Raw genomic sequence first — 23,585 nt, forward strand, 5'->3', positions numbered from 1 at the left:
AAGAGGCCGCTGGCGCAACCCCCTTGCGGTCGGGGGGCCTCAGCCGCGGGTGCGCAGCAGGCCCATGATGTCCTTGGTCCGCTCCAGGATCGGCATGGCGACGGCCGCCGCGCGGTCGGACCCGTCGGCCAGGATCGCATCGATCTGGGCGGGGTCGGCCATGTATTCGGACATGCGCCGGGTGATGGGCGACAGCGCCTCGACCGCGACCTCGGCCAAAGCGGGCTTGAACGCGCCGAAGCCCTGACCCTCGAACCGGGCCAGGACCTGGTCGGGGGTCTCGTCCGTCAGGGCGGCATAGATGTTGATCAGGTTGCGCGCCTCGGGGCGGTCCTTCAGACCGTCCATCTGGCCGGGCAGGGGGTCGGCATCGGTGCGCGCCTTGCGGATCTTCTGGGCGATGGTGTCGGCGTCGTCGGTCAGGTTGATGCGGCTGGCATCCGACGGATCGGATTTCGACATCTTCTTGGAGCCGTCGCGCAGGGACATGACCTTGGTGGCGACACCTTCGATCAGCGGTTCGGTGATCGGGAAATGGGTGACGCCGTAATCATGGTTGAACTTGGCCGCGATGTCGCGGGTCAGTTCCAGGTGCTGCTTCTGATCCTCTCCGACGGGCACGGCGGTCGCCTGATAGGTCAGGATGTCGGCCGCCATCAGCGCCGGATAGGCCAGAAGGCCCAAGCTGACGTTCTCGGCGTTCTTGCCGGCCTTGTCCTTGAACTGGGTCATCCGGTACATCCAGCCCACGCGCGCGACCGTGTTGAACAGCCACGCCATCTCGGCATGGGCGCTGACCTGGGACTGGTTGAACAGGATCGACTGCGCGGGGTCCACGCCCGACGCCATGAAGGCCGCCGCCGCCTCGCGCGTGCGCGACAGCAGGATCTGGGGGTCCTGCCAGACGGTGATCGCGTGCAGGTCGACGATGCAGTAGATCGTCTGCGCGTCCGGGCCCTGCAGGGCCGCGAACCGCTTGAGCGCGCCAAGGTAGTTGCCAAGCGTCAGCCCGCCCGACGGCTGGATGCCGGAAAAGATGCGCGGGCGGAACTGGGCGTTGATCGGGTCGGACATGAGCGGCCTGCCTTGGAATTTCCTGCCCGCTGGCTTAGCGGTTGACCAGTGCCTTCGCAACCCAAGGAAACCCCATGCGATCAAGCCTGCCTGAATCGCCGCTGAACCCGCTGCCGCCCGTGATCTGGCTGCTGACCGTGCCCGTCATCGCCTCCGAGGCGGTCTTTGCCCTGGGCGGCGCGGGCCTGATCGGCGGGGCCGAGGGCGTGGGCCTGCGCCTGTCCGCGATCCGCATGGCGGCGTTTCCGCCCGAACTGGCACAGCGGGCCTGGACGTTGGGGGCGTTCGATCTGGAACAGATGTACCGGTTCCTCAGCTTCGTGTTCATCCATGTCAACGCCATGCATGCGCTGTTCGTCGTGGTCTTCACGCTGGCTTTGGGGAACATGGTCGCGCAGAACTTCCGCCCCTGGGCGGTGCTGGCGCTGTATTTCGGGTCGGCCATCGGCGGTGCGCTGGTCTATGCCGCGATCATCCAGGCGGTGGGCGCGCGGTCCGCGCCGCTGATCGGCGGCTATCCGGCGGTCTATGGGCTGGTGGGGGCGTTCACCTTCCTGATCTGGACGCGGCTGGCGGCAGAGAACGCGAACCGGATGCGGGCCTTCACGCTGATCGGCATGCTGCTGCTGTTCCAGCTGGTCTTCGGCCTGATCTTCGGCGGCGCGGGCCTGGGCTGGATCGCCGAGATCGCGGGCTTTGGGTTCGGGTTCGCGCTGTCCTTCGTGCTGGTCGACGGGGGCATGGCCCGCGCGCTGGCGCAGCTGCGCCAGCGTTAACCGCGCCGGACGGCGGCGCGCAGCTCCGACGGGCGATAGCCGACGATGACAAAGGCCAGCGCGAAATAAAGCGCGGCGCCGCCAAAGACCAGGATCGCCAGCCCCGCGCCGCGACCCAGGCCCGCGGCTTCCAGCCAGCCGCGGGTCGCCCACAGGACGGCGGCCATCAGCGCCGATGCCAGCAGGATGCGCGGGAACGACCGGCGCAGGCGCGCATCGGCGCGCGCCGCCTGACCCATCGACCGGGTGCCCCACCACAGCTGCGCCACCATGATCCAGGCCGCGATGGTCGTGCCAAGCGCCGCCGCCAGGAACCCGAAGATCGGCATCAGGCCAAAGGCCGCGATGGCGTTCACCACCATCGAGATCAGGGCAAAGCGGAACGGGGTCCTGGTATCTTCGCGCGCGAAATACAGCGGCTGCAGGATCTTCTGCAGCACGAAGGCGGGTAGGCCGAAGGCATAGACGATCAGCGCCGCCGCCGTCTGCTGCGTGTCGAAGGCGGTGAAGGCGCCGCGTTCGAACAGCGTGCTGACCATCGGTTCCGCGATCACCGCGATCGCGAAGGCCGAGGGCAGCGTCAGGAACAGCCCGAACTCCGTGGCGCGGGAATAGGCCGACTGGCCGCCCGCGTGATCCTCGGCCCGGATGCGGCGGGCCAGTTCGGGCAGCAGGACGACCGCGACCGCCGCGCCCACCACGCCTAGAGGCAGCTGGTACAGCCGGTCGGAATAGGACAGCCAGGCGATCGCGCCCTCGAACCGGGATCCGACCTGGCGGCCGACCAGCAGGTTGATCTGCACGACGCCGCCCGCGAAGGCCGCGGGCAGGGCCACCGCGATCAGGCGGCGCATGTCGGGCGTCAGGCGCGGGCGGTGCGGCCAGAACGTGTATCCGGTCCGCCGCGCGTCCCACCAGACCAGCGCCAGCTGCGCGACGCCGGTGACGGGCGTGGCCCAGGCCAGGGTCAGGCCCAGGTCCCATCCCTGCCAGCGCCCCAGTCCCATCGCCACGATGAACAGCAGGTTCAGCAGCACCGGCGCCGCCGCCGCCGCCGTAAAGCGGCCGTTCGCGTTCAAGACGCCAGAGATCATCGAGGCCATCGAGATCAGCAGGATATAGGGGAACGTGATCCGCCCGTATTCGACCGCCAGGTCGAACCGTTCATCGCCCGCGAACCCCGACGCCATCAGCCAGACCAGCCCCGGCATGAAGATCATCGCCACCGCTGACAGCGCCAGCACCGTCATGAACAGTCCCGAGAACGCCTCGCGCGCGAAACGCTGCGCGTCGGCCGGATCGTCCAGCTTCTTCGAGAACATCGGAATGAAGGCGGTGTTGAACGCGCCCTCGGCGAAGAAGCGGCGGAACATGTTGGGCAGGGACAGCGCGATCAGGAACGCCTCGGCCACGGCGCCGGTGCCCAGCCAGGCGGCCATCAGGATGTCGCGCACGAAGCCCGACGCGCGCGAGATCAGCGTCCATAGCCCAACGGAGAGGAACCCCCGCACCAATCCGGATTTCATGCCTGTTCCGCCTCGGCCCGTTTCACGCCGTCGGCGATCGCCGTGCGCAGTTTCTTTTCCAGCCCGTCACGTTTCGCGGGGCTGTGCAGCTTCAGGCCGAACATGTCCTTGACGTAGAAGCTGTCGACCACCTGCGCCCCATAGGTCGCAATGACGGCGCTGACAATCTGGATGTGGTTCGCGGCCAGCGTCCGCGTCAGGTCGTACAGCAGGCCAGGGCGGTCGCGGGTGTCGACCTCGATGATGGTATAGATGTCGCTGCCTTCGTTGTCGAAGGTGATGTGGGTCGGGAACTTGAACTCTCGGTTGCGCTTTTTCGGCTTGTCCCGGCTGGCAAAGGCCTCGCGGGCGACGATCTCTCCGGCCAGGGTGCGCAGGATGGTCTGGCGCAGGCGGGGCAGGCGATCCTCGGCAAAGGGATGCCCCTCCGCGTCCTGGACCCAGAAGACCGCCGTCGCATAGCCGTCCCGCGTGGTATAGGTCCGCGCATCGACCACGTTCGCCCCGGTCAGCGTCAGCGCCCCGGCCAGCCGCGAGAAGATGCCCGGATGGTCCGACAGCACGAAGGCCGCGCGGGTCGCATCCCGGTCGGGATCGGCGCGCAGATCGATGCGGATCTCGTCCGCGCCCAGGCCGGACAGAAGGTCGGCAAAGACGGCCTGGGTCTGGGTCTGCAGGCCCGACCAATAGGCGTCGTAATGGCGCCCCAGTTCGGCGCGGATGGTGCGGGCGTCCCAACCCTTGGCGATCAGCAGGTGGCGCAGCGAGCGTTTCGCCTCGGTCTGGCGACGGTCGCGGTTCAGCTCCTCCAGCCCGTTCTCCAGCGCGGCCGCGGTCTCCTGGTGCAGCTGGCGCAGCAGCGCGGCCTTCCAGTTGTTCCAGGTGCCCGGGCCCACGCCGCGGATGTCGCAGACGGTCAGCACCAGAAGCATGTCCAGCCGCTTGCGGGTCTTCACCGCCTTGGCAAAGTCGCGCAGCGTGCGCGGGTCGCTGATGTCGCGTTTCTGCGCCACGTCGGACATCAGCAGGTGATGGCGCACCAGCCATTCGACCGTGTCGATGTCGTCCTGGGCAAAGCCGAAGCGCGCCGCGATCCGCCGCGCGATACGCGCCCCCAGGATCGAATGATCCTCGGGGCGGCCCTTGCCGATGTCGTGCAGCAGCGTCGCCAGGTACAGCACCCGCCGGTTCACGCCGGCCTGGATGATCTCCGAGGACAGCGGAAGGTCCTCAGGATGTTCGCCGCGCTCGATCTCGGCCAGGGCGGCGACGCATTGGATGGAATGTTCGTCTACGGTATAGTGGTGATACAGGTTGAACTGCATCATCGCGACGACGGGTTCGAATTCCGGGATGAAGGCGGCCAGCACGCCCAGTTCGTTCATGCGCCGCAGCGCGCGTTCGGGGTTCCCGTGCCGCAGCAGCAGGTCCATGAAGATGCGGATCGCCTCGGGGTCGGACTGCACCTTGTCGTCGATGCGGTCCAGGTTCGCGGCCACCAGGCGCAGCGCCTCGGGGTGGATCAGCACGCCGGTGCGCAGGGCCTCCTCGAACAGGCGCAGGATGTTCAGCGGGTCGGCCAGAAAGGTCGCCTCGGTTTCATAGGACAGGCGACCCTGCTGATCGACGAAACCCGCGCGCATCTTGCGCCGCCGACGAAAGATGCGGCCCAGGAAGGGTGCTGCGCGGACATGGCGGGTCTCCAGTTCCGTCAGGAAGACGCGGGTCAGCTCTCCGACGCGGGTGGCGTGGCGGAAATAGTCCTGCATGAAGTACTCGACCGCGCGTCGGGCGGTGGTGTCGACATAGCCCATGCGCCGCGCCACCTCGACCTGCATGTCAAAGGACAGCACGTCCGACGGCCGCCCCGCGATCAGGTGCAGGTGGCTGCGCACCGCCCACAGGAAATCCTCGGCCTGCCAGAAGGCCAGATGCTCGTCGCGGGTGAAGACGCCCAGATCGACCAGCTCGACCGCCCGGTCGACGCGGTGGATGTATTTCGCGATCCAGTACAGCGTCTGCAGGTCGCGCAGGCCGCCCTTGCCCTCCTTGACGTTGGGTTCCAGAACATAGCGCTGGCCGCCCTGACGGGTGTGGCGCGCGGCGCGTTCCTCCAGCTTGGCCTCGATGAATTCGGGGATGGTCCGCTCGAACAGCTCCGCCCACAGGCGGGTGCGCAGCTCCTCGGCCAGGGGGGCGTGGCCCGTGACCAGGCGGTGTTCCACCAGCGAGGTGCGGATCGTCATGTCCGCCGCACCAAGGCGCAGGCAGTCGTCCACGCTGCGGATCGAATGGCCGATCTTCAGCTTCAGGTCCCACAGCATGTACAGCATCGATTCGACGACGCTTTCCGCCCAGGGGGTGATCTTCCACGGGGTTAGGAACAGCAGGTCCACGTCGGAGGAGGGCGCCATCTCGGCCCGGCCATAGCCGCCGACGGCCAGCACGGCCAGGCGCTGCGTCTCGGACGAGGACTGCTGGGGGTGCAGGCGCGTCGTGGCCACGTGGTGGACCGCGGTGACCAGCGCATCCGTCATCATGGCGATGGCACGCACCGTCTCGCGCGCGGCGCGGGGATGGGTGGCAAAGGCGGCCTCGATCGCCTCCATCGTCACGGATCGCGTCAGGGCCAGCATCGCCACGGTCTGCGCGCGGATCTGGCGGGGGTCGGTGGTTCCCGCCAGCTGCCGGTCCAGGCGGGCCAGCAGCTGGTCGGTGTCCAGGTCGGGTCGGGCCGCGACGATGGTCATCGGTCGGTGCGTCCGGCCCCGGTCACGACCCCAGCCCGCGCGAATTGCGCGGTGCGGGGTCCAGCACGACCAGCTGGCCGCCGCGGATGGTGGCGACCGCCAGGCCACGCTGAACGGTGCCATCGCGCTGCAAGCGGAAGACGCCGCCCACGCCGTTGAAGCCCGCCCGCTGCGTCAGGCCCGTGGTGGTCAGCGCGTTGCGCTGTCCATTGCGCACCAGCGAGGAGATCGCCGCGACCCCGTCATAGGCCAGCGAGGCCAGCTGATGGGGCGCCTCGCCATAGGCACCGGCATAGCGGGCCTCGAACTGGCGCTGCAGGGTCTGGTCGGGGATCGCGAACCACCCCTCGGCCAGCTGCGGCATGCCGAGGCGCGACGAGGGTTGGTCCCACCGGGTCAGGCCGATCATCTGCGTGCCGGGCGACCGCACGCCCGCCGCCGCCAGCTGTTCGGTCAGATAGGGCAGGACGGCCTGGTTGTTGGCGGTCATGAAGACCGCGTCGATCGACCCCGACGTCGCGGCCTGGGTGATGCGGGGCACCACGCCGTCGACCCCGGTGATCGAGACCGGGTGGTCGACCCGACCCGCCATGCGGGCGCCGTTGCGGGCGATCGCGGCCTCGATCGCGCGGCCGCCCAGCTGGCCCGCCACGTCGTTCTCGGCCACGACCAGCAGGTTGCGCTTGTTCTGCGTCATTCCGTACCCGACGAGGCGGTCGGCCACGTTCTCGAAGCTGTTGCCCAGGATGAAGACGTTGCCGCCCGCGACTTGGGTGTTGTTGGAAAATGTCAACACGTTGATGTTGCGCGCCTTCATGGCGTTGCCCACCGCGTTGGCGCCGTCGGCGAACAGCGGGCCCAGCACGATCTGCGCGCCCGCCTCGGCGGCGGCGTTGGCCTGGGCCACCGCGCTTTCGGTCGATGCGCCGCTGTCATAGACGCGCAGGTCGATGGTCGCGCCCTGGGCGTCGGCCGCGGCCATGCGGGCCGCGTTCTTCAGGCTGCGGGCCAGCCACTCCAGGTCGTCCGACCCGGTCCCGCCCGGCGCCAGCAGCGCCACGCGCACCGGTTCGGACGGGTCGATCAGGGGGCCCGTCTCGGGGCCGCTGGCCTGCGTGGTTCCGCCGGTCGGCTCGCACGCGGCCAGAAACAGGGCCGATACCACCGTCGCCGCTTTCAAAAGGACATGGCGCAGACCCGCAGGCCGGGTTGTGGCGAAGGCTGACATGTGAAACTTCCCTGCTTTATGTTATGACGCGCGCGGATGGCGGCAGCCTATGTCCTGTCTTTGCAATTGGCAATCAGCGCCGGCCCCGTGCGGGCCGGAACCGGAGGCAGGATGACCGACCGCCGCGACCCCCCGAACCATGGGCAGAACCCCAGGCCGAACCCTATGCCGAACTCTGGGCAGGACCCCGCCCGCCGCCTGGCCGCGCATGTCGAGGCCGCGCGCCTGGACCCCGGCCTGTACCTGGTCGCGACCCCCATCGGGGCGGCCCGCGACATCACGCTGCGCGCGCTGGACGTGCTGAACAGCGCCGACATGCTGGCGGCCGAGGACACGCGCGTGCTGCGCCATCTTCTGGACATCCACGGCGTGCCGCTGCGCGGGCGGCGCATCCTGTCCTATCACGACCACAACGGCGACCGGGCGCGTCCCGCGCTGCTGGCGGCGCTGTCGGACGGGGCCAGCGTGGCGTACTGTTCCGATGCGGGCACGCCGCTGGTGGCCGATCCCGGCTATCGGCTGGCGCTGGACGCGGCAGAGGCCGGGGCGCGGGTCCATGCGCTGCCGGGGCCATCCTCGGCGCTGGCGGCCCTGACGCTGGCGGGGCTGCCTAGCGACCGGTTCCTGTTTCTGGGCTTTCCGCCGCCCACCCAGTCCGCGCGCCAGACCTGGCTGCGCCGCTGGATGGCGGTCGATTCGACGCTGATCCTGTTCGAGAGCCCGCGCCGCGTGTCCCGCACGCTGGAGGATCTGGCCCTGATCGACCCCACCCGCATCACCGTCGTCGCGCGCGAGCTGACCAAGAAGTTCGAGGAGGTGATCCGCGGCACCGCCGCCGACCTGTCCGCCGATCCGCGCATGGCCACGCTGAAGGGCGAGGTGGTGATGGTCCTTGACCGCCCCTCCGCCGTGGAGATGGACGAGGACCGCGTGCGCGCCGTCCTGACTGCGCATATGCGCACCATGTCCGTCAAGGACGCCGCCCGCGAGGCCGCGCAGGAACTGGGCCTGCCGCGCCGCGACGTCTATCAGCTGGCGCTTGGGCTGGCGGATCGTGACTGAGCCGGGCGGCAGGCGCGCGGGCCGGGGCCGCACCGCCGACCTGTCCGGCCGCCTGGCCGAGGAGAGCGTCCTGCGCCTCTATCACCAGCGCGGCGCGCAGGTTCTGGCCACGCGCTGGCGCGGGCAGGGGGCCGAAATCGACCTGATCGTGCAGGACGGTCCCGACCTGGTCTTCGTCGAGGTCAAGGCGTCGCGCAGCCATGCCGACGCCGCCCTGCACCTGCTGCCCGCGCAGATGCGCCGGATCACCCAAGCCGCGCTGGAATATTGCGACCGACAGGGCCTGGGCGAGGTTTCCATGCGCTTCGACGTGGCGTTGGTGGATGCCACCGGTCGGGTGGAACTGATCCCCAATGCCTTCGGCGAGGTCTGAGGCAGGCTTGCATCCGCCCCGGCGGCGGGCCACAACTTGTCCGAAATTCAGGAGGGCCCCATGAGCCTGTATGTCGCCTTGCAGATGGACCCGATCGAGGATGTCTCGATCCACGCCGACAGCACCTTCCGCATCGGCCTGGAGGCCGAGGCCCGCGGCCACCGGCTGTTCCAGTACACCGTCGATCAGCTGCGCTATGACGAAGGGCGCATCGTCGTGCGCGGCCGCCCCGTCACCCTGCGCCGGACCGAAGGCGACCACGTCACCTTCGGCGACTGGACCGAGGTCGAGGCCGGCGATTTCGACGTGATCTGGCTGCGCCAGGACCCGCCCTTCGACATGGGTTACGTGACCTCGACCCATCTGCTGGACCGGGTGCATCCCCAGACGCTGGTGGTCAACGACCCGTTCTGGGTCCGGAACTGCCCCGAAAAGCTGATGGTGCTGGATTTTCCCGACCTGACGCCGCCCACCATGATCGCCCGCGACCCCGCTGCCTTCAAGGCGTTCCGGGCGCGCCACGGAGAGATCATCGTCAAGCCGCTTTACGGCAATGGCGGGGCGGGGGTGTTCCATCTGAAGCCCGGCGACCCGAACCTGTCGGCCCTGCTGGAGACCTTCGCGGGCATCAACCGCGAACCCATGATCGCGCAGAAATACCTGCCCGCCGTGGTCAAGGGCGACAAGCGCATCATCCTGGTCGACGGCGAACCCGTGGGCGCCATCAACCGCGTCCCGCAGGAGGGCGAGGCCCGGTCGAACATGCATGTCGGCGGGCGCGCCGAGAAGATCGGCCTGACCGAGCGCGAATTCGAGATCTGCACCCGCATCGCCCCCGTGCTGCGCGAGAAGGGCCTGATCTTCACCGGCATCGACGTCATCGACGGCTGGCTGACCGAGATCAACGTGACCTCTCCCACCGGCATCCAGGAGCTGGAGCGGTTCGACGGTATCAATGCCGCCGAGGCCATCTGGGAGGCGATCGAGCGGCGCGTGGCCGCCAAGGGCTAACCCCCCGCGACGAAGGGCAGGCGATAGCTGATCGCCTCGGCCAGGTGGCGGGTCAGGACATGGTCCGACCCGTCCAGATCGGCGATGGTGCGCGCGCTGCGCAGGATGCGGTGATAACCGCGCGCCGTCAGGCCCAGCCTTTCCGACGCCTTCAGGATCAGCGCGCGCCCGTCCGCATCGGGCGCGGCGATCGCGTCCAGCAACGGCGGCGGCGCATCGGCATTCACCGTCACGCCGGGATGGTCGCGAAACCGCTTTGCCTGGATTGCGCGGGCCGCCGCGACGCGGGCCGCCACCGTCGCGGACGTGTCGCCCGCCGGCAGGTCCAGGTCGGTCAGGCTGACGCCCGGCACCTCCAGCCGCAGATCGAACCGGTCCATCAGCGGCCCGGAGATCTTGCCCAGATAGCTGTCGCCGCAGACCGGCGCGCGCGAACAGGCCCGGCCCGGATCGGCCAGATAGCCGCAGCGGCACGGGTTGGCCGCCGCGATCAGGAGGAACCGGCTGGGATAGCGGATATGCGCGTTGGCGCGGCTGACGAAGACCTCGCCTGTCTCGACCGGCTGGCGCAGGCTTTCCAGCACCTTGCGGTCGAATTCCGGCAGCTCGTCCAGAAACAGCACGCCGTTATGGGCCAGGCTGATCTCTCCCGGCTTGGCCTTGGGGCCGCCGCCGACGATGGCCGGGGATGACGCGGTGTGGTGCGGGCTTTGAAAGGGCGCGCGGCGCGAGATCTGGCCGTTCTTCAGCAGCCCCGCCACCGAATGCACCATCGAGGTCTCCAGCGCCTCGCGTGCGGTCAGGGGTGGCATCAGGCCGGGAAGGCGTGCCGACAGCATGGATTTGCCCGCGCCGGGGGGACCGACCATCAGCAGATGATGACGCCCCGCGGCGGCGATCTCCAGCGCGCGTTTGGCGCGTTCCTGGCCGCGGACATCGGACAGGCACGGGGGCTGGGGACCGTCGACGACCTGGCCGGGGCGGGCCGGCGCGATGGGCGCGCGGTCGGTCAGGTGATCGACCACGGCGCGCAGCGTGTCGGCGGCCAGAACGGGAACCTGTTCGATCCACGCGGCCTCGGCGCCGCAGGCGCGCGGACAGATCAGCGCGCGGTCGTCATCCGCGGCCGCGACGGCGGCAGGCAGCGCGCCCGCGACCGCGACCAGCCGCCCGTCCAGCGCCAGCTCGCCCAGTGCCACGCAGCGGGCCAGTTCCTCCCGGGGCACGATGTCCAGCGCGGCCAGCACGGCCAGCGCGATGGGCAGGTCGAAATGCGACCCCTCCTTGGGCAGATCGGCAGGCGACAGGTTCACGGTCAGCCGCTTGTTCGGCAGCGCGATGGCCAGCGCGCCAAAGGCCGCACGGACGCGTTCCTTGGCCTCGCTGACGGCCTTGTCGGGCAGACCCACGATGGAGAAGCCGGGCAGGCCTGCCGCCACGGCGCATTGCACCTCGACCAGGCGGGCCTCGATGCCTTCGAAGGCCACGGAATAGGCGATGGCGACCATGTTACCCCTCGGTTGTCCCGGAATGGTTAACGGCAGCGGGCTTAAGGAAGCGTTAACGGGCGCGCTTTCCTTGCGGCAGCGGCGCCGCGTCGCTATCTGGGGCGCAGGACCGATGGGGGTGGCGCATGCAGGGCAGGCGGATATTGCTGATCGTGGGCGGCGGGATCGCGGCCTTCAAGGCGCCGGCGCTGATCCGGCTGCTGCGCGCGGCGGGCGCGTCGGTGACGCCGGTGCTGACAGCTGCGGGCGCGCAGTTCACCACGCCCATGACCCTGTCCGTGCTGGCCGGAGAGCCGGTGCACGACACGCTTTGGGATCAGGGTGCCGAGGCCGAGATCGGCCATATCCAGCTGTCGCGGCAGGCCGATCTGGTCGTCGTGGCCCCGGCTACGGCCGATCTGATGGCCAAGATGGCCCAGGGATCGGCGAATGATCTGGCATCCACCCTGCTGCTGGCGACGGACAAGCGCGTCCTGATCGCACCGGCGATGAACGTGCGGATGTGGCACCACCTCGCGACACAGCGCAACCTGGCCACGCTGCGGGGCGACGGCGTGCTTTTCGTTGGCCCGGACGACGGCGACATGGCCTGCGGCGAATACGGCGCGGGCCGCATGGCCGAACCCGAGGCGATCGTGGTCGCGATCCGTGCGGCCCTGACCGATGGGCCGCTGACGGGGCGGCATGTGATCGTGACGTCCGGTCCCACGCATGAGCCGATCGACCCGGTGCGCTATATCGCCAACCGCTCCAGCGGGGCGCAGGGGGCGGCGATCGCCGCGGCGCTGCGCGATCTGGGCGCGCGGGTCAGCTTCGTGACCGGCCCCGCATCCGTGCCGGCGCCGCAGGGCGTCGACGTGATCGCGGTGGAAACGGCGCAGCAGATGCGGGATGCGGTCGCGGCCGCGCTGCCCGCCGATGCGGCAGTGATGGCGGCGGCGGTGGCCGATTGGCGCGTGCTGAACGGCAGCGACCAGAAGATCAAGAAGACCGGCGACATGCCGACGCTGCAGATGGCCGAGAACCCGGACATCCTGGCCTGGATCAGTCGCGATGCGCGCCGTCCGCGCCTGGTCGTGGGGTTTGCGGCGGAAACGCAGGACGTGACCGCCCATGCGACCGCGAAGCGGCTGCGCAAGGGCTGCGACTGGATCGTGGCGAACGATGTCAGCCCCGCCACGGGCATCATGGGCGGCAGCCACAACACCGTCACGCTGATCACCGAAACCGGGGCCGAGGACTGGCCGCGGATGGACAAGCATGCCGTGGCGGCCCGGTTGGCCGCGCGGATCGCAGAGGTATTGGCATGAGAACCTATCTGGACTGGAACGCCACCACCCCGCTGCGCCCCGAGGTCAAGGCCGCCATCACCGAGGCGCTGGAAATCTCTGGCAACCCGTCATCGGTCCATACCGAGGGGCGGGCCGCCAAGATGGCGCTGGAACGCGCCCGAGAGCAGGTGGCCGTGGCCCTGGGCGCAGACGGGGCCGACGTGGTCTTCACCGCCGGCGCGACCGAGGCCGCGGCGATGGTCCTGGGACAGGGCGGGTTCCACTGCGCCCCCGTGGAACACAGCGCCGTCAAGGTCTGGTGCGAGGCGGACCTTGCCGTTGACGGCGACGGCATCGTCACCGTGACCGACCCCGCACGAACCAGCCTGCAGCTGGCCAACAACGAGACCGGCGTGATGCAGGACCTGCCGCAGGGGCTGCATTCCAGCGACCTGACACAGGCCTTCGGCAAGGTGCCCATGGCGTTCAACTGGCTTGGCGTGACGGCAGGCTTCGTCAGCGCGCACAAGCTGGGCGGGCCGAAGGGAATCGGTGCGCTGATCCTGAAGAAAGGCACCGACCTGCCTCCGCTGATCAAGGGCGGCGGGCAGGAGCAGGGGCGCCGTGCGGGGACCGAGAACCTGATCGGCATCCTGGCCTTTGCCGCCGCCGCCACGGCCGCGCAGCGTGATCTGGACGGCGGGCTGTGGGACGCGGTCCGCGAGCGGCGCGACGCGCTGGAGGCGCGGATCTGCGACATCGCGCCCGGCGCGGTGATCGTCGGAAAGGCCGTGCAGCGCTTGCCGAACACGACATGCCTTCTTACATCGGGGTGGAAGGGCGAAACCCAGGTCATGCAGATGGATCTGGCAGGGTTCGCGATCTCGGCCGGCTCGGCCTGTTCATCGGGCAAGGTCCGGGCCAGCGGCGCCCTGCAGGCGATGGGGTTCGACGATCAGCTTGCGCAATCGGCGATCCGGATCTCGATAAGCCCCGCTGTTGGGGACGATCAGATCAACCGATTTGCGGATGCCTGGGAAAAGGCGTATTCACGCTGGCGCGACAGGAATGGACCGACCGCGGCCATTTGAGGAAAAGGACTGAAGGATGACGGACATCACCGATCTTGACGTGCGCGAAGGCGTAGACCGGGAAACGGTCGAGACTGTCCAGAACATGGGCAGCTACAAATACGGCTGGAACACCGAGATCGAGATGGACTATGCGCCCAAGGGCGTGAACGAGGATATCGTCCGTCTGATCTCGGCCAAGAACCAGGAACCGGAATGGATGACCGAATGGCGGCTGGAAGCCTATCGCCGCTGGGTCACCATGGCAGAGCCGAAATGGGCGATGCTGAACTATCCCGAGATCGACTATCAGGACCAGTACTACTATGCGCGTCCCAAGAGCATGGAGGAGAAGCCCAAGTCGCTGGACGACGTGGACCCCAAGCTGCTGGCGACCTATGACAAGCTGGGCATCCCGCTGCGCGAGCAGATGATCCTGGCGGGCGTCGAAGGCGCCGAGGATGCACCCGCCGAGGGTCGCCGCGTGGCCGTTGACGCCGTCTTCGACAGCGTCAGCCTGGGCACGACCTTCAAGGACGAACTGGCCAAGGCCGGGGTGATCTTCTGTTCGATCAGCGAGGCGATCCGCGAGCATCCCGAGCTGGTGCGCAAGTACCTGGGATCGGTCGTGCCGCAGTCGGACAACTATTTCGCGACGCTGAACAGCGCCGTGTTCTCGGATGGCAGCTTCGTCTACATCCCGCCCGGCGTGAAGTGCCCGATGGAACTGTCGACCTATTTCCGCATCAATGCGGAGAACACCGGCCAGTTCGAACGGACCCTGATCATCGCCGACAAGGGCGCCCATGTCAGCTATCTGGAAGGCTGCACCGCGCCCAAGCGCGACACCAACCAGCTGCATGCGGCCGTCGTTGAGCTGGTCATCCTCGAGGATGCCGAGATCAAGTACTCGACCGTCCAGAACTGGTTCCCCGGCGACGAGGACGGCAAGGGCGGCATCTACAACTTCGTCACCAAGCGCGCCGATTGCCGCGGCGACCGGGCCAAGGTGATGTGGACGCAGGTCGAGACCGGATCGGCGATCACCTGGAAGTACCCGTCCTGCATCCTGCGCGGCAATGAGAGCCAAGGCGAGTTCTATTCGATCGCCATCGCCAACAACTGGCAGCAGGCCGATACCGGCACCAAGATGATCCACCTGGGCAAGAACACGCGCTCGCGGATCGTGTCCAAGGGGATTTCGGCAGGGCAGGCGCAGAATACCTATCGCGGGCTGGTCACCATGCACCCGCGCGCCACGAACAGCCGCAACTATACCCAGTGCGACAGCCTGCTGATCGGCGACAAGTGCGGGGCGCATACCGTGCCCTATATCGAGGTCAAGAACAGCAGCAGCCGCGTGGAACACGAGGCGACGACCAGCAAGGTCGACGACGACCAGCTGTTCTATTGCCGGTCGCGCGGGATGGACGAGGAAGAGGCCGTGGCGCTGGTCGTCAACGGGTTCTGCCGCGAGGTCCTGCAGGCCCTGCCCATGGAATTCGCCATGGAGGCGCAGGCGCTGGTCGCGATCTCGCTGGAAGGCTCGGTGGGCTGATCGATCCGGCCGGGCATTGCTGCCCGGCCACCATAGATGCGGCGCCCCGGTGGCGCCTTTGCCGTTTGAGGGAAATATGCTGAAAATCAACAACCTGCACGTCAAACTTGAGGACGAGGACAAGCAGATCCTGAAGGGTCTGACGCTGGAGGTTCCGGCCGGAGAGGTCCATGCGATCATGGGCCCGAACGGGTCGGGCAAATCCACGCTGTCCTATGTCCTGTCGGGCCGCGACGGCTATGAGGTCACCGACGGCAGCGCCACGCTGGACGGCGAGAGCCTGCTGGACATGGAACCCGAGGAGCGTGCGGCCGCGGGCCTGTTCCTGGCGTTCCAGTACCCGGTCGAGATTCCGGGCGTCGGCAACATGACGTTCCTGCGCACCGCCGTGAACGCGCAGCGCAAGGCGCGCGGCGAGGCCGAGCTGACCGCGGGCGAGTTCCTGAAGGTCGTGCGCGCCAAGGCGGCAGAGCTGCAGATCAGCCCCGACATGCTGAAGCGCCCCGTCAATGTCGGCTTTTCGGGCGGCGAGAAGAAGCGCAACGAGATCCTGCAGATGGCCATGCTGGAGCCCCGCATGTGCATCATGGACGAGACCGATTCAGGTCTGGACGTCGATGCGATGCGCCTTGTCAGCGACGGTGTGAACGCCCTGCGCAGCGAAGGCCGCAGCTTTCTGGTCATCACCCATTATCAGCGCCTGCTGAACCACATCCAGCCGGACGTCGTGCACATCATGTCCAACGGCCGGATCATCAAGTCGGGCGGCCCCGAACTGGCGCTGGAAGTCGAAGAGAACGGCTATGGCGACCTCTTGGCGGAGGCCGGCTGATGTCCGAATCCGCCGTTCAGGAAATCCAGACCCCGCAGGTCACCGGCGCGCCCAAGCCCGCCAATGCGCTGGATGCGCGGCTGGCCGCGACCACGCTGCCCACGGGTGGGTTCACCGCCGCCGCGCGCGCCGATGCGCTGGCACGGCTGCGCGCCATGGGCCTGCCGGGCCCGCGTGACGAATACTGGCGCTATACCGACCCGCGCCCGTTCAACGCGCCCGAGCCGCAGGCGCTGGCTATTGATACGGGCCCGGAATCGCCGCTGTTCACCGCGCGTGACAAGCTGACGTTGGTCTTTGTCGACGGCGCGTTCGACGCCGCGGCATCCGACGACCTGTCGCTGGAAGGGATCGAGATCACCACCCTGGCGCAGGCCGACCGGGCGGGCGATCATTGGTCGGCCGATCTGTACGGGACGCTGGAGCTGGCGGGTCAGACCCCGGTCAAGCGCCCCTTCGCGGCGCTGAACACCGCCGTGGCGGCCGACGGTCTGCTGATCCGCGTGACTGGCAAGCCTTCGCGTCCGGTGCATGTGTTGCATCGCCGCGGGTCGGACGCTGCGGATGCCGTCTGGCATCACGTGATCCGGGTCGAATCGGGTGCCGAACTGACGCTGCTGGAAAGCGGCATGGTCGGCGCGCGGTCGAACGGTATGATCGAGGTCGATCTGCTGCCGGGCGCCGCGCTGCACCACATCGCGGCCAAGCGCGCCATCGATCCCAAGGTCGGCCTGTCGCACCTGTTCGCCCGCGTGGGCGAGGGTGCGGTGCTGAAGAGTTTCGCGCTGGTCGTGAACGGCACCACCATGCGCCACGAGGCCGTCGTGGACATGGTCGGCGACGATGCGGTGGCACATGTCGCCGCGGCGGTGCTGGGCGACGGCGATGTCGGTCCGTTCCACCACGACGACACCGTCTTCGTGACCCATGGCGCGCTGCGCGGCGAAAGCCGGCAGGTGTTCAAGAAGGTCCTGAAGAACGGGGCGACCGGCGTGTTCCAGGGCAAGATCCTGGTCAAGAACGGCGCACAGAAGACCGACGGCTATCAGATCAGCCAGGCCCTGCTGCTGGACGAGGCCAGCCAGTTCCTGGCAAAGCCCGAGCTTGAGATCTATGCCGACGACGTCAAGTGTTCGCACGGGTCCACGACGGGCGCGATCGACCAGGGTGCGTTGTTCTACCTGCGCTCTCGCGGGGTGCCCTATGACCGGGCGATCGTGTTCCTGGTGCTATCGTTCCTGGCCGACGCCCTGGCCGAGGTCGAGGACGAGAGCCTGCGCGAAGAGATCAACGAACGGCTGGATGCGTGGCTGACCGACCGCCCGAACGGATGACCGGTCCGCGCGGCGGGATGGTGCTGCGCGTGCTGGAAAGCTGGTGGGCCCCGCGCCGCGTGGTGCGGGGCCTGTCCGCCATGCCCGACAGCACGCTGCTGGTCGTGCTGATGCTGGCCATGCTGATCACGCTGGTCGGTCAGGCGCCGGGCCTGTCGCGTGCGGCGCAACTGGACCCGTCGATCCCGCTGGACGCGCGGATCGGGGGTGCGGCCCTTGGCACCATGTTCATGATGCCGCTGGTGGCCTATGCCGTGGCAGGGCTGACCGGGCTTCTCAGCCGGGCGACCCCGTGGCGGCTGGACCCGCGCCACGCGCGGCTGGCGCTGTTCTGGGCGCTGCTGGCGGTGGCGCCCGCGACGCTGTTGGGCGGGATGGTGGCGGGGCTGATCGGCCCGTCCCCCGCGCTGACCCTGACCCGCACCGTGGCGGGCGCGGGATTCCTGTTCATCTGGGGCGCCGGGATCGCGGCGCTGGCGAGACGCAAATGACCTTCGACGACTTCAAGGCGCTGACGCGCCAGACCCTGCGCAATCCTGAACAGGCGGCCCGCTGGTTGATCGACCAGGGCTGGCCGATGCAGGTGCGCTGGATGGCACTGGTGCTGGCGGTGTCGCTGTCGGGGCTGCTGGCCTATGCCTCGACCCTGCTGTTCCCGCTGCCTGCGGACGAGGGTGCGGCGGTCTTTTCGATCAGCCGGCAGCCGCTGGTCCTGGCCGGGATGCAGCTGGTCGCGATCGTGGTGGGCGCGGGCCTGATGGCCGGGGTCGGGCGCATGTTCGGCGGCCATGGCCGGTTCGAGGACGCGCTGCTGCTGACCGTCTGGATCGAGGTGATGCTGCTGATCGTGCAGCTGGCCCAGATCGTGCTGTCGCTGGCCCTGCCGGCGCTGGCGGGGATACTGGGGATCATCGCGGTCGCGCTGTTCTTGTGGCTGACGGTGCAGTTCACCAAGGCCCTGCACGGCTTCACCAGCGGCCCCAAGGTGCTGCTGGTCATGTTCGGCACTCTGCTGGTCATGGGATTCGTGCTGTCGTTCTTCATGGCCGCGCTTGGCCTCATGCCGGAGATGCCGCAATGAGCTTTGACGTCAACGCCGTCCGTGCCGATTTTCCGATCCTGTCGACGACGGTCAACGGGCGCCCGCTGGTCTATCTGGACAGCGGCGCCAGCGCGCAAAAGCCGCGCGTCGTGATCGACGCCATCACCCGCGCCTATGAAGGCGAATACGCCAATGTCCATCGCGGCCTGCATTACCTGTCGAACCTTGCGACCGACAATTACGAACGCGTCCGCGGGATCATCGCACGGTTCCTGAACGCGCCCGCGGTCGACGAGGTGATCTTCACCAGCGGCTCGACCGAGGCGCTGAACCTGGTCAGCTATGCCTGGGCCGCCCCGCGCCTGCAGGCCGGCGACGAGATCGTGCTGTCGCTGCTGGAACATCACGCCAATATCGTGCCTTGGCATTTCCTGCGCGAACGCCAGGGCGTCGTGCTGAAATGGGTCGAACCCGATGCGGATGGCAGCCTGCCGCCGGAAAAGGTGCTGGCCGCCATCACGCCGCGCACGCGGATGCTGGCGCTGACGCATATGTCGAACGTGACCGGGACGGTCGTGGACATCGCGGCGATCCGCCGCGGCACCGACCTGCCGATAGTCGTGGACGGGTCGCAGGCTGCGGTCCACATGCCGGTGGACCTGTCGACGCTTGGCGCCGACTTCTATTGCATCACGGGGCACAAGCTTTATGGTCCCTCCGGCTCGGGCGCGATCTGGATCCGCGCCGACCGCCAGGCCGAGATGCGGCCCTTCCTGGGCGGCGGCGACATGATCCGCACCGTCAGCCGCGACGCCGTCACCTATAACGACCCGCCCCTGCGGTTCGAGGCGGGCACGCCCGGCATCGTCAACCAGATCGGACTGGGCGCCGCGCTGGAATACATGATGTCCCTGGGGATGGAGAACATCGCCGCCCATGAGCGCGCGCTGCGCGATCATGCCCGCGACCGCCTGCGCGCGCTGAACTGGCTGCAGGTGCAGGGCGATGCGCCGGGCAAGGGCGCGATCTTCTCCATGACGATGGACGGGGCGCACGCGCATGACATCTCGACCATCCTGGACAAGAAGGGAATCGCGGTCCGTGCGGGCAGCCATTGCGCCATGCCCCTGATGGAGCATCTGGGAATCAATGCCAGCGCCCGTGCCAGCTTTGGGATGTACAACACGCAGGCAGATGTGGACGCGCTGGTCGAAGGATTGATCTTCTGCCGCGAGCTTTTCGCCTGATTCTTGCAAAGATTTCGAGGGGCGTCGAAGAATGCCCGATAAATCTTGCCGGATGGCGGGAATGTCTGCATCCCTGACCCATTATCAGCGATGGGGGCGGGAATGGCCGAGGTTCTGGTTCTGGGTGCGGGTATGGTGGGCGTCAGCACCGGTCTGGCGCTGCAGGCGCGCGGGCATGACGTCACCATCATCGAACGCGGCGTACCGGGGCGCGAGACCAGCTATGGCAATGCCGGCCTGATCCAGACCGAAGCGGTCGAGCCATATGCCATGCCGCTGTCGCCCGGCGCGCTGTTCCAGATCGCCCTGGGGCGCGGCTATGACGTGAAATGGACGCCGCAGGGCCTGCTGTCGCAACTGGGCGCGGTGGCCACCTATGCGTGGAATTCGCGGCCTGCCGCGCACAGGCGGGCATCGGTGACCTGGGGCAAGCTGATCCGCCAGTCGACCGACCGTCACGGCCCGCTGATCGCGGCGGCGGGCGCCGACAACATCATCCGCCGCAACGGCTATATCGAGATCCACCGCACCCCCGCCAAGATGGAGGCCGCCCGCAAGACCGCCGAACGTTTCGCGACCGAGTTCGGCGTGCAGGCGCGGCTGATGAGCGGGGCCGACCTGCGCGCCATGGAGCCCGCGATCCGCATCGAGGTCGAGGGCGCGACCCACTGGTCCGACAGCTGGAACTGCGCGGATCCGGGCGGCCTGGTCGCCAGCTATGCGGCGCTGTTCCAGAAGCGGGGCGGGCGCGTCGTGAACGGCGATGCCGGTGACCTGCACCGCCATGGCGCGGGCTGGCGCGCCGACGAGGTCGAGGCGGAACATGCCGTCATCGCGCTTGGACCCTGGTCGCCGATGCTGACGCAGCGCTTTGGCCTCAAGGTGCCGATGGTGTTCAAGCGCGGCTATCACAAGCATTATCACATGGAGCTGCCGCCCCACCACCCGATCGCCGATTTCGGCAATTCGGTCGTGCTGTCGCCCATGCGCCGCGGTCTGCGCATCGCCACCGCGGCCGAGCTGACGCCCCATCCGCGCCTGTCGCCGCCGCAGCTGAAGCATGGCGAGAAGGCCGCGCGCGAGCTGTTCGACATCGGGGCGGCGGTCGAGGCCGAACCCTGGACCGGACGGCGCCCCTGCATGCCCGACATGCTGCCCGTGGTGGGCCGCGTGCCGGACCAGCCGAACCTGTGGGCGCATTTCGGTCACGGTCACCAGGGCTTTACCCTGGGCCCGGTCACGGCCGAAATCCTGGCGGATGAGCTGTCGGGCGGCGAAGGCTGGGCGGAACTTCAGCCGGGGCGTCTGAAACGCGGTTGAAACCGGGCGGCTGCCATCACATCTTGAGGGCAACTCCGAACGGATCAGGAACCTCATGGGTCACAACAACACCAACGCGCCCGTGATGCGCGTGCTCGAAGTGACCCGCCCCAAGCTGGAGGGCGGGAAACGCTTTGCATTGAAAAGCGAATTCGAACCGGCGGGCGATCAGCCCACGGCCATCGCCGAACTGGTGGCGGGCGTCGGCGCCGGAGAGCGCGACCAGGTGCTGCTGGGGGCCACGGGCACGGGCAAGACCTTCACCATGGCCAAGATCATTGAGGAGACGCAGCGTCCCGCGATCATCTTGGCGCCCAACAAGACGCTGGCGGCCCAGCTTTACGGCGAGTTCAAGGGATTCTTCCCCGACAACGCGGTCGAATACTTCGTCAGCTACTACGACTACTATCAGCCCGAGGCCTATGTGGCCCGCAGCGATACCTATATCGAGAAGGAATCGCAGATCAACGAGGCCATCGACCGGATGCGCCACAGCGCCACGCGGGCGTTGCTGGAACGTGATGACGTGATCATCGTGGCCTCGGTCAGCTGCATCTATGGCATCGGTTCGGTCGAGACCTATTCGGCCATGACCCAGGATATGGTTGTGGGCGAAAGCTATGACCAGCGCGAGTTCCTGGGCCAGCTGGTCGCGCAGCAGTACAAGCGGCTGGACACCAGCTTTCAGCGTGGCAGCTTTCGCGTGCGCGGCGATCTGGTCGAGGTCTGGCCCGCCCACCTTGAGGACCGCGCCTGGCGGTTCGACTTCTTCGGCAACGAGCTGGAGGCGATCACCGAGTTCGATCCGCTGACCGGGGTCAAGACCGACAGCTTCAAGCAGATCCGCATCTATGCCAGCAGCCACTATGTGACGCCGCGCCCGACGCTGCAGCAGGCGATCAAGGGCATCAAGCAGGAATTGGCGATGCGCCTGAAGCAGCTGACCGAGGAGGGCAAGCTGTTGGAGGCGCAACGCCTTGAGCAGCGCACCGCCTTTGACATCGAAATGCTTGAGGCGACCGGCGTCTGCAACGGCATCGAGAATTACAGCCGCTATCTGACCGGGCGCGCGCCCGGAGAGCCGCCCCCCACGCTGTTCGAGTTCATCCCCGACAACGCGATCGTCTTTGCCGACGAAAGCCACGTGTCGGTTCCGCAGATCGGCGGCATGTACCGGGGCGACTTCCGGCGCAAGTTCACCTTGGCGGAACACGGCTTCCGCCTGCCGTCCTGCATGGACAACCGCCCGCTGAAATTCGAGGAATGGGACGCGATGCGGCCCCAGTCCGTGTTCGTTTCGGCCACGCCTGCGCAGTGGGAGATGGACCAGACCGGCGGCGTCTTCACCGAACAGATCATCCGCCCGACGGGCCTTCTGGACCCCAAGATCGAGATCCGCCCGGTCGAGATGCAGGTCGACGACCTGCTGGACGAGGTGCGCCGCGTGACCGCGGCAGGTTACCGCACGCTGGTCACCACGCTGACCAAGCGCATGGCCGAGGATCTGACCGAATACCTGCACGAGCAGGGCATCAAGATCCGCTACATGCACAGCGACATCGACACGATCGAGCGGATCGAGATCCTGCGCGACCTGCGGTTGGGCGCGTTCGACGTGCTGGTGGGCATCAACCTGCTGCGCGAGGGGTTGGACATTCCCGAATGCGGGCTGGTGGCCATTCTGGACGCCGACAAGGAAGGCTTCCTGCGGTCCGAGACGTCGCTGATCCAGACCATCGGCCGGGCGGCGCGAAATTCCGAAGGGCGGGTCATCATGTATGCCGACCGGATCACCGGCAGCATGGAACGCGCCATGGCCGAAACCGAACGGCGTCGCGCCAAGCAGATGGCCTATAACGAGGAGCACGGCATCACGCCCCAGACGGTCCGCAAGAACGTCGAGGATGTGCTGGCTGGCCTGTGGCAGGGCGACACCGACCAGTCGCGCGTGACCACGAAGGTGGACAAGCCGCTGATCGGCGCGAACCTGGCCGCCCATCTGGACGCGATGCGCACCCAGATGCGCAAGGCCGCAGAGAACCTGGAGTTCGAGGAGGCCGCGCGCCTGCGCGACGAGGTCAAGCGGCTGGAGGCAGTGGACCTGGCGATCTCGGACGATCCGATGGCGCGGCAGTCGGTGATCGAGGAGGCGGCCGAGGCCGCCGTCAAGTCATCGGGCCGTTCGACCGCCGGACGGGCCGGTCAGCGGGGCGGCAACAAGCGGTCCAAGCGCGGCCGCTAGCTGCATTCCACCCGGGCGATCCAGCCCTTGGCGTCCAGGAACATGGTCAGGCGCGCGGGATTGTAGTCGCGCGTCATGACGCCCTGGTTGTGCACCTCGCGCTTGCGCAGGTTGGGCGGCAGGCGGACCTCTCCGATGTTGCGTCCGACCAAGGCCTGGTGCTGGGAGAGGTCGCACTGGCGCGCGGGAACGTCATAGGGGCTGCCGGCGCAGGCGCCCAGGGTCAGCATCAGCAGCGACGCGTAAAGGACAGGGTGGCGAAAGGGGGTCATGATCACGTCTCTCTCATGTAACAACGGCGTGTTGGAATGCCAACGTAGGCCATGTTCAGTTGTTCCGGTGGCAAGATGATGAAACATAC

General features: G+C 67.9%; 20 protein-coding genes. 14 read left to right on the top strand and 6 right to left on the bottom strand.

Translation table 11 applies throughout. The annotated features are described in order from the left end of the window. Window positions 1-39: 39 nt before the first annotated feature. A complete protein-coding gene (gene trpS, locus TW83_RS07900) occupies window positions 40-1,074 on the bottom strand; it encodes a tryptophan--tRNA ligase (RefSeq protein ID WP_045982226.1) in 1,035 nt (344 codons plus the stop codon). A 74-nt stretch (window positions 1,075-1,148) separates the two neighbouring features. Between trpS and TW83_RS07905 the strand changes: the two genes are divergently transcribed. Next, window positions 1,149-1,850 (top strand): rhomboid family intramembrane serine protease, encoded by a 702-nt coding sequence (locus TW83_RS07905; protein WP_045982227.1) that lies wholly within the window; start codon window positions 1,149-1,151, stop codon window positions 1,848-1,850. Here TW83_RS07905 and murJ read toward each other — a convergent pair. The 3 genes from murJ to TW83_RS07920 are packed head-to-tail and all read right to left on the bottom strand — an operon-like array spanning window position 1,847 to window position 7,354. Continuing rightward, window positions 1,847-3,376 (bottom strand): murein biosynthesis integral membrane protein MurJ, encoded by a 1,530-nt coding sequence (gene murJ / locus TW83_RS07910; RefSeq protein ID WP_045982228.1) that lies wholly within the window; start codon window positions 3,374-3,376, stop codon window positions 1,847-1,849. The two genes, TW83_RS07905 and murJ, sit on opposite strands and share 4 nt — an antisense overlap. After that, window positions 3,373-6,126, bottom strand: coding sequence for a [protein-PII] uridylyltransferase (locus TW83_RS07915; RefSeq protein ID WP_045982229.1), 2,754 nt, complete (start codon window positions 6,124-6,126; stop codon window positions 3,373-3,375). Before TW83_RS07915 ends, murJ begins: the two co-directional genes overlap by 4 nt. Window positions 6,127-6,148: 22 nt before the next feature. Then, window positions 6,149-7,354, bottom strand: coding sequence for a penicillin-binding protein activator (locus TW83_RS07920; RefSeq protein WP_045982230.1), 1,206 nt, complete (start codon window positions 7,352-7,354; stop codon window positions 6,149-6,151). Between the two features lie 111 nt (window positions 7,355-7,465). On the opposite strand from TW83_RS07920, the gene rsmI reads away from it, so the two are divergent. Genes rsmI through gshB form a run of 3 tightly spaced genes read left to right on the top strand, consistent with a single transcriptional unit; the run spans window position 7,466 to window position 9,800 of the window. After that, entirely contained in the window at window positions 7,466-8,416 is a 951-nt protein-coding gene (rsmI, locus tag TW83_RS07925; protein ID WP_239441308.1) for a 16S rRNA (cytidine(1402)-2'-O)-methyltransferase, read from the top strand. Then, entirely contained in the window at window positions 8,409-8,789 is a 381-nt protein-coding gene (locus tag TW83_RS07930; protein WP_157001422.1) for a YraN family protein, read from the top strand. The genes rsmI and TW83_RS07930 overlap by 8 nt, the downstream gene beginning before the upstream one ends. A 60-nt stretch (window positions 8,790-8,849) precedes the next feature. Then, window positions 8,850-9,800 carry a glutathione synthase gene (gene gshB, locus TW83_RS07935; RefSeq protein ID WP_045982231.1) on the top strand — a complete coding sequence of 317 codons (951 nt, stop codon included), beginning with the start codon at window positions 8,850-8,852 and terminating at the stop codon, window positions 9,798-9,800. Here the strand turns inward: gshB and TW83_RS07940 are convergent. Then, the gene (locus TW83_RS07940) at window positions 9,797-11,308 is read right to left on the bottom strand and encodes a YifB family Mg chelatase-like AAA ATPase (RefSeq protein ID WP_045982232.1); all 1,512 of its coding nucleotides are present in this window, start codon (window positions 11,306-11,308) and stop codon (window positions 9,797-9,799) included. The two genes, gshB and TW83_RS07940, sit on opposite strands and share 4 nt — an antisense overlap. Before the next feature lie 125 nt (window positions 11,309-11,433). Here TW83_RS07940 and coaBC point away from each other — a divergent pair, with 125 nt between their 5' ends. From coaBC to uvrB, 10 genes are all read left to right on the top strand, one after another. Beyond that, window positions 11,434-12,618 (top strand): bifunctional phosphopantothenoylcysteine decarboxylase/phosphopantothenate--cysteine ligase CoaBC, encoded by a 1,185-nt coding sequence (gene coaBC / locus TW83_RS07945; protein WP_045982233.1) that lies wholly within the window; start codon window positions 11,434-11,436, stop codon window positions 12,616-12,618. Further along, a complete protein-coding gene (locus TW83_RS07950; RefSeq protein ID WP_204245731.1) occupies window positions 12,609-13,670 on the top strand; it encodes a cysteine desulfurase family protein in 1,062 nt (353 codons plus the stop codon). The genes coaBC and TW83_RS07950 overlap by 10 nt, the downstream gene beginning before the upstream one ends. A 16-nt stretch (window positions 13,671-13,686) precedes the next feature. Beyond that, window positions 13,687-15,207 (top strand): Fe-S cluster assembly protein SufB, encoded by a 1,521-nt coding sequence (sufB, locus tag TW83_RS07955; protein ID WP_045982235.1) that lies wholly within the window; start codon window positions 13,687-13,689, stop codon window positions 15,205-15,207. A 76-nt stretch (window positions 15,208-15,283) separates the two neighbouring features. Beyond that, entirely contained in the window at window positions 15,284-16,039 is a 756-nt protein-coding gene (sufC, locus tag TW83_RS07960) for a Fe-S cluster assembly ATPase SufC (RefSeq protein ID WP_045982236.1), read from the top strand. Then, window positions 16,039-17,373, top strand: a complete 1,335-nt coding sequence (locus TW83_RS07965; protein WP_045982237.1) for a SufD family Fe-S cluster assembly protein — start codon at window positions 16,039-16,041, stop codon at window positions 17,371-17,373. Before sufC ends, TW83_RS07965 begins: the two co-directional genes overlap by 1 nt. Then, window positions 17,346-17,864: a hypothetical protein gene (locus TW83_RS07970; RefSeq protein WP_231558971.1), complete on the top strand. Its 519-nt coding sequence runs from the start codon at window positions 17,346-17,348 to the stop codon at window positions 17,862-17,864. The genes TW83_RS07965 and TW83_RS07970 overlap by 28 nt, the downstream gene beginning before the upstream one ends. Continuing rightward, window positions 17,861-18,454, top strand: a complete 594-nt coding sequence (locus TW83_RS07975) for a Yip1 family protein (RefSeq protein WP_042248264.1) — start codon at window positions 17,861-17,863, stop codon at window positions 18,452-18,454. Before TW83_RS07970 ends, TW83_RS07975 begins: the two co-directional genes overlap by 4 nt. Beyond that, window positions 18,451-19,662 (top strand): cysteine desulfurase, encoded by a 1,212-nt coding sequence (locus TW83_RS07980; protein WP_045982238.1) that lies wholly within the window; start codon window positions 18,451-18,453, stop codon window positions 19,660-19,662. Before TW83_RS07975 ends, TW83_RS07980 begins: the two co-directional genes overlap by 4 nt. Window positions 19,663-19,764: 102 nt before the next feature. Continuing rightward, entirely contained in the window at window positions 19,765-20,982 is a 1,218-nt protein-coding gene (locus TW83_RS07985) for an FAD-dependent oxidoreductase (protein WP_045982239.1), read from the top strand. A gap of 55 nt (window positions 20,983-21,037) precedes the next feature. Beyond that, window positions 21,038-23,224, top strand: coding sequence for an excinuclease ABC subunit UvrB (uvrB, locus tag TW83_RS07990; protein WP_045982240.1), 2,187 nt, complete (start codon window positions 21,038-21,040; stop codon window positions 23,222-23,224). On the opposite strand, the gene TW83_RS07995 is transcribed toward uvrB, so the two are convergent. After that, complete coding sequence (locus tag TW83_RS07995; protein ID WP_045982241.1) at window positions 23,221-23,502, bottom strand: I78 family peptidase inhibitor; 282 nt, start codon at window positions 23,500-23,502, stop codon at window positions 23,221-23,223. The genes uvrB and TW83_RS07995 overlap by 4 nt on opposite strands. Window positions 23,503-23,585 lie beyond the last annotated feature (83 nt).

Origin of the sequence: Paracoccus sp. S4493 (assembly GCF_000967735.1) — a bacterium.
Classification (GTDB): Bacteria; Pseudomonadota; Alphaproteobacteria; order Rhodobacterales; family Rhodobacteraceae; genus Paracoccus; species Paracoccus marcusii.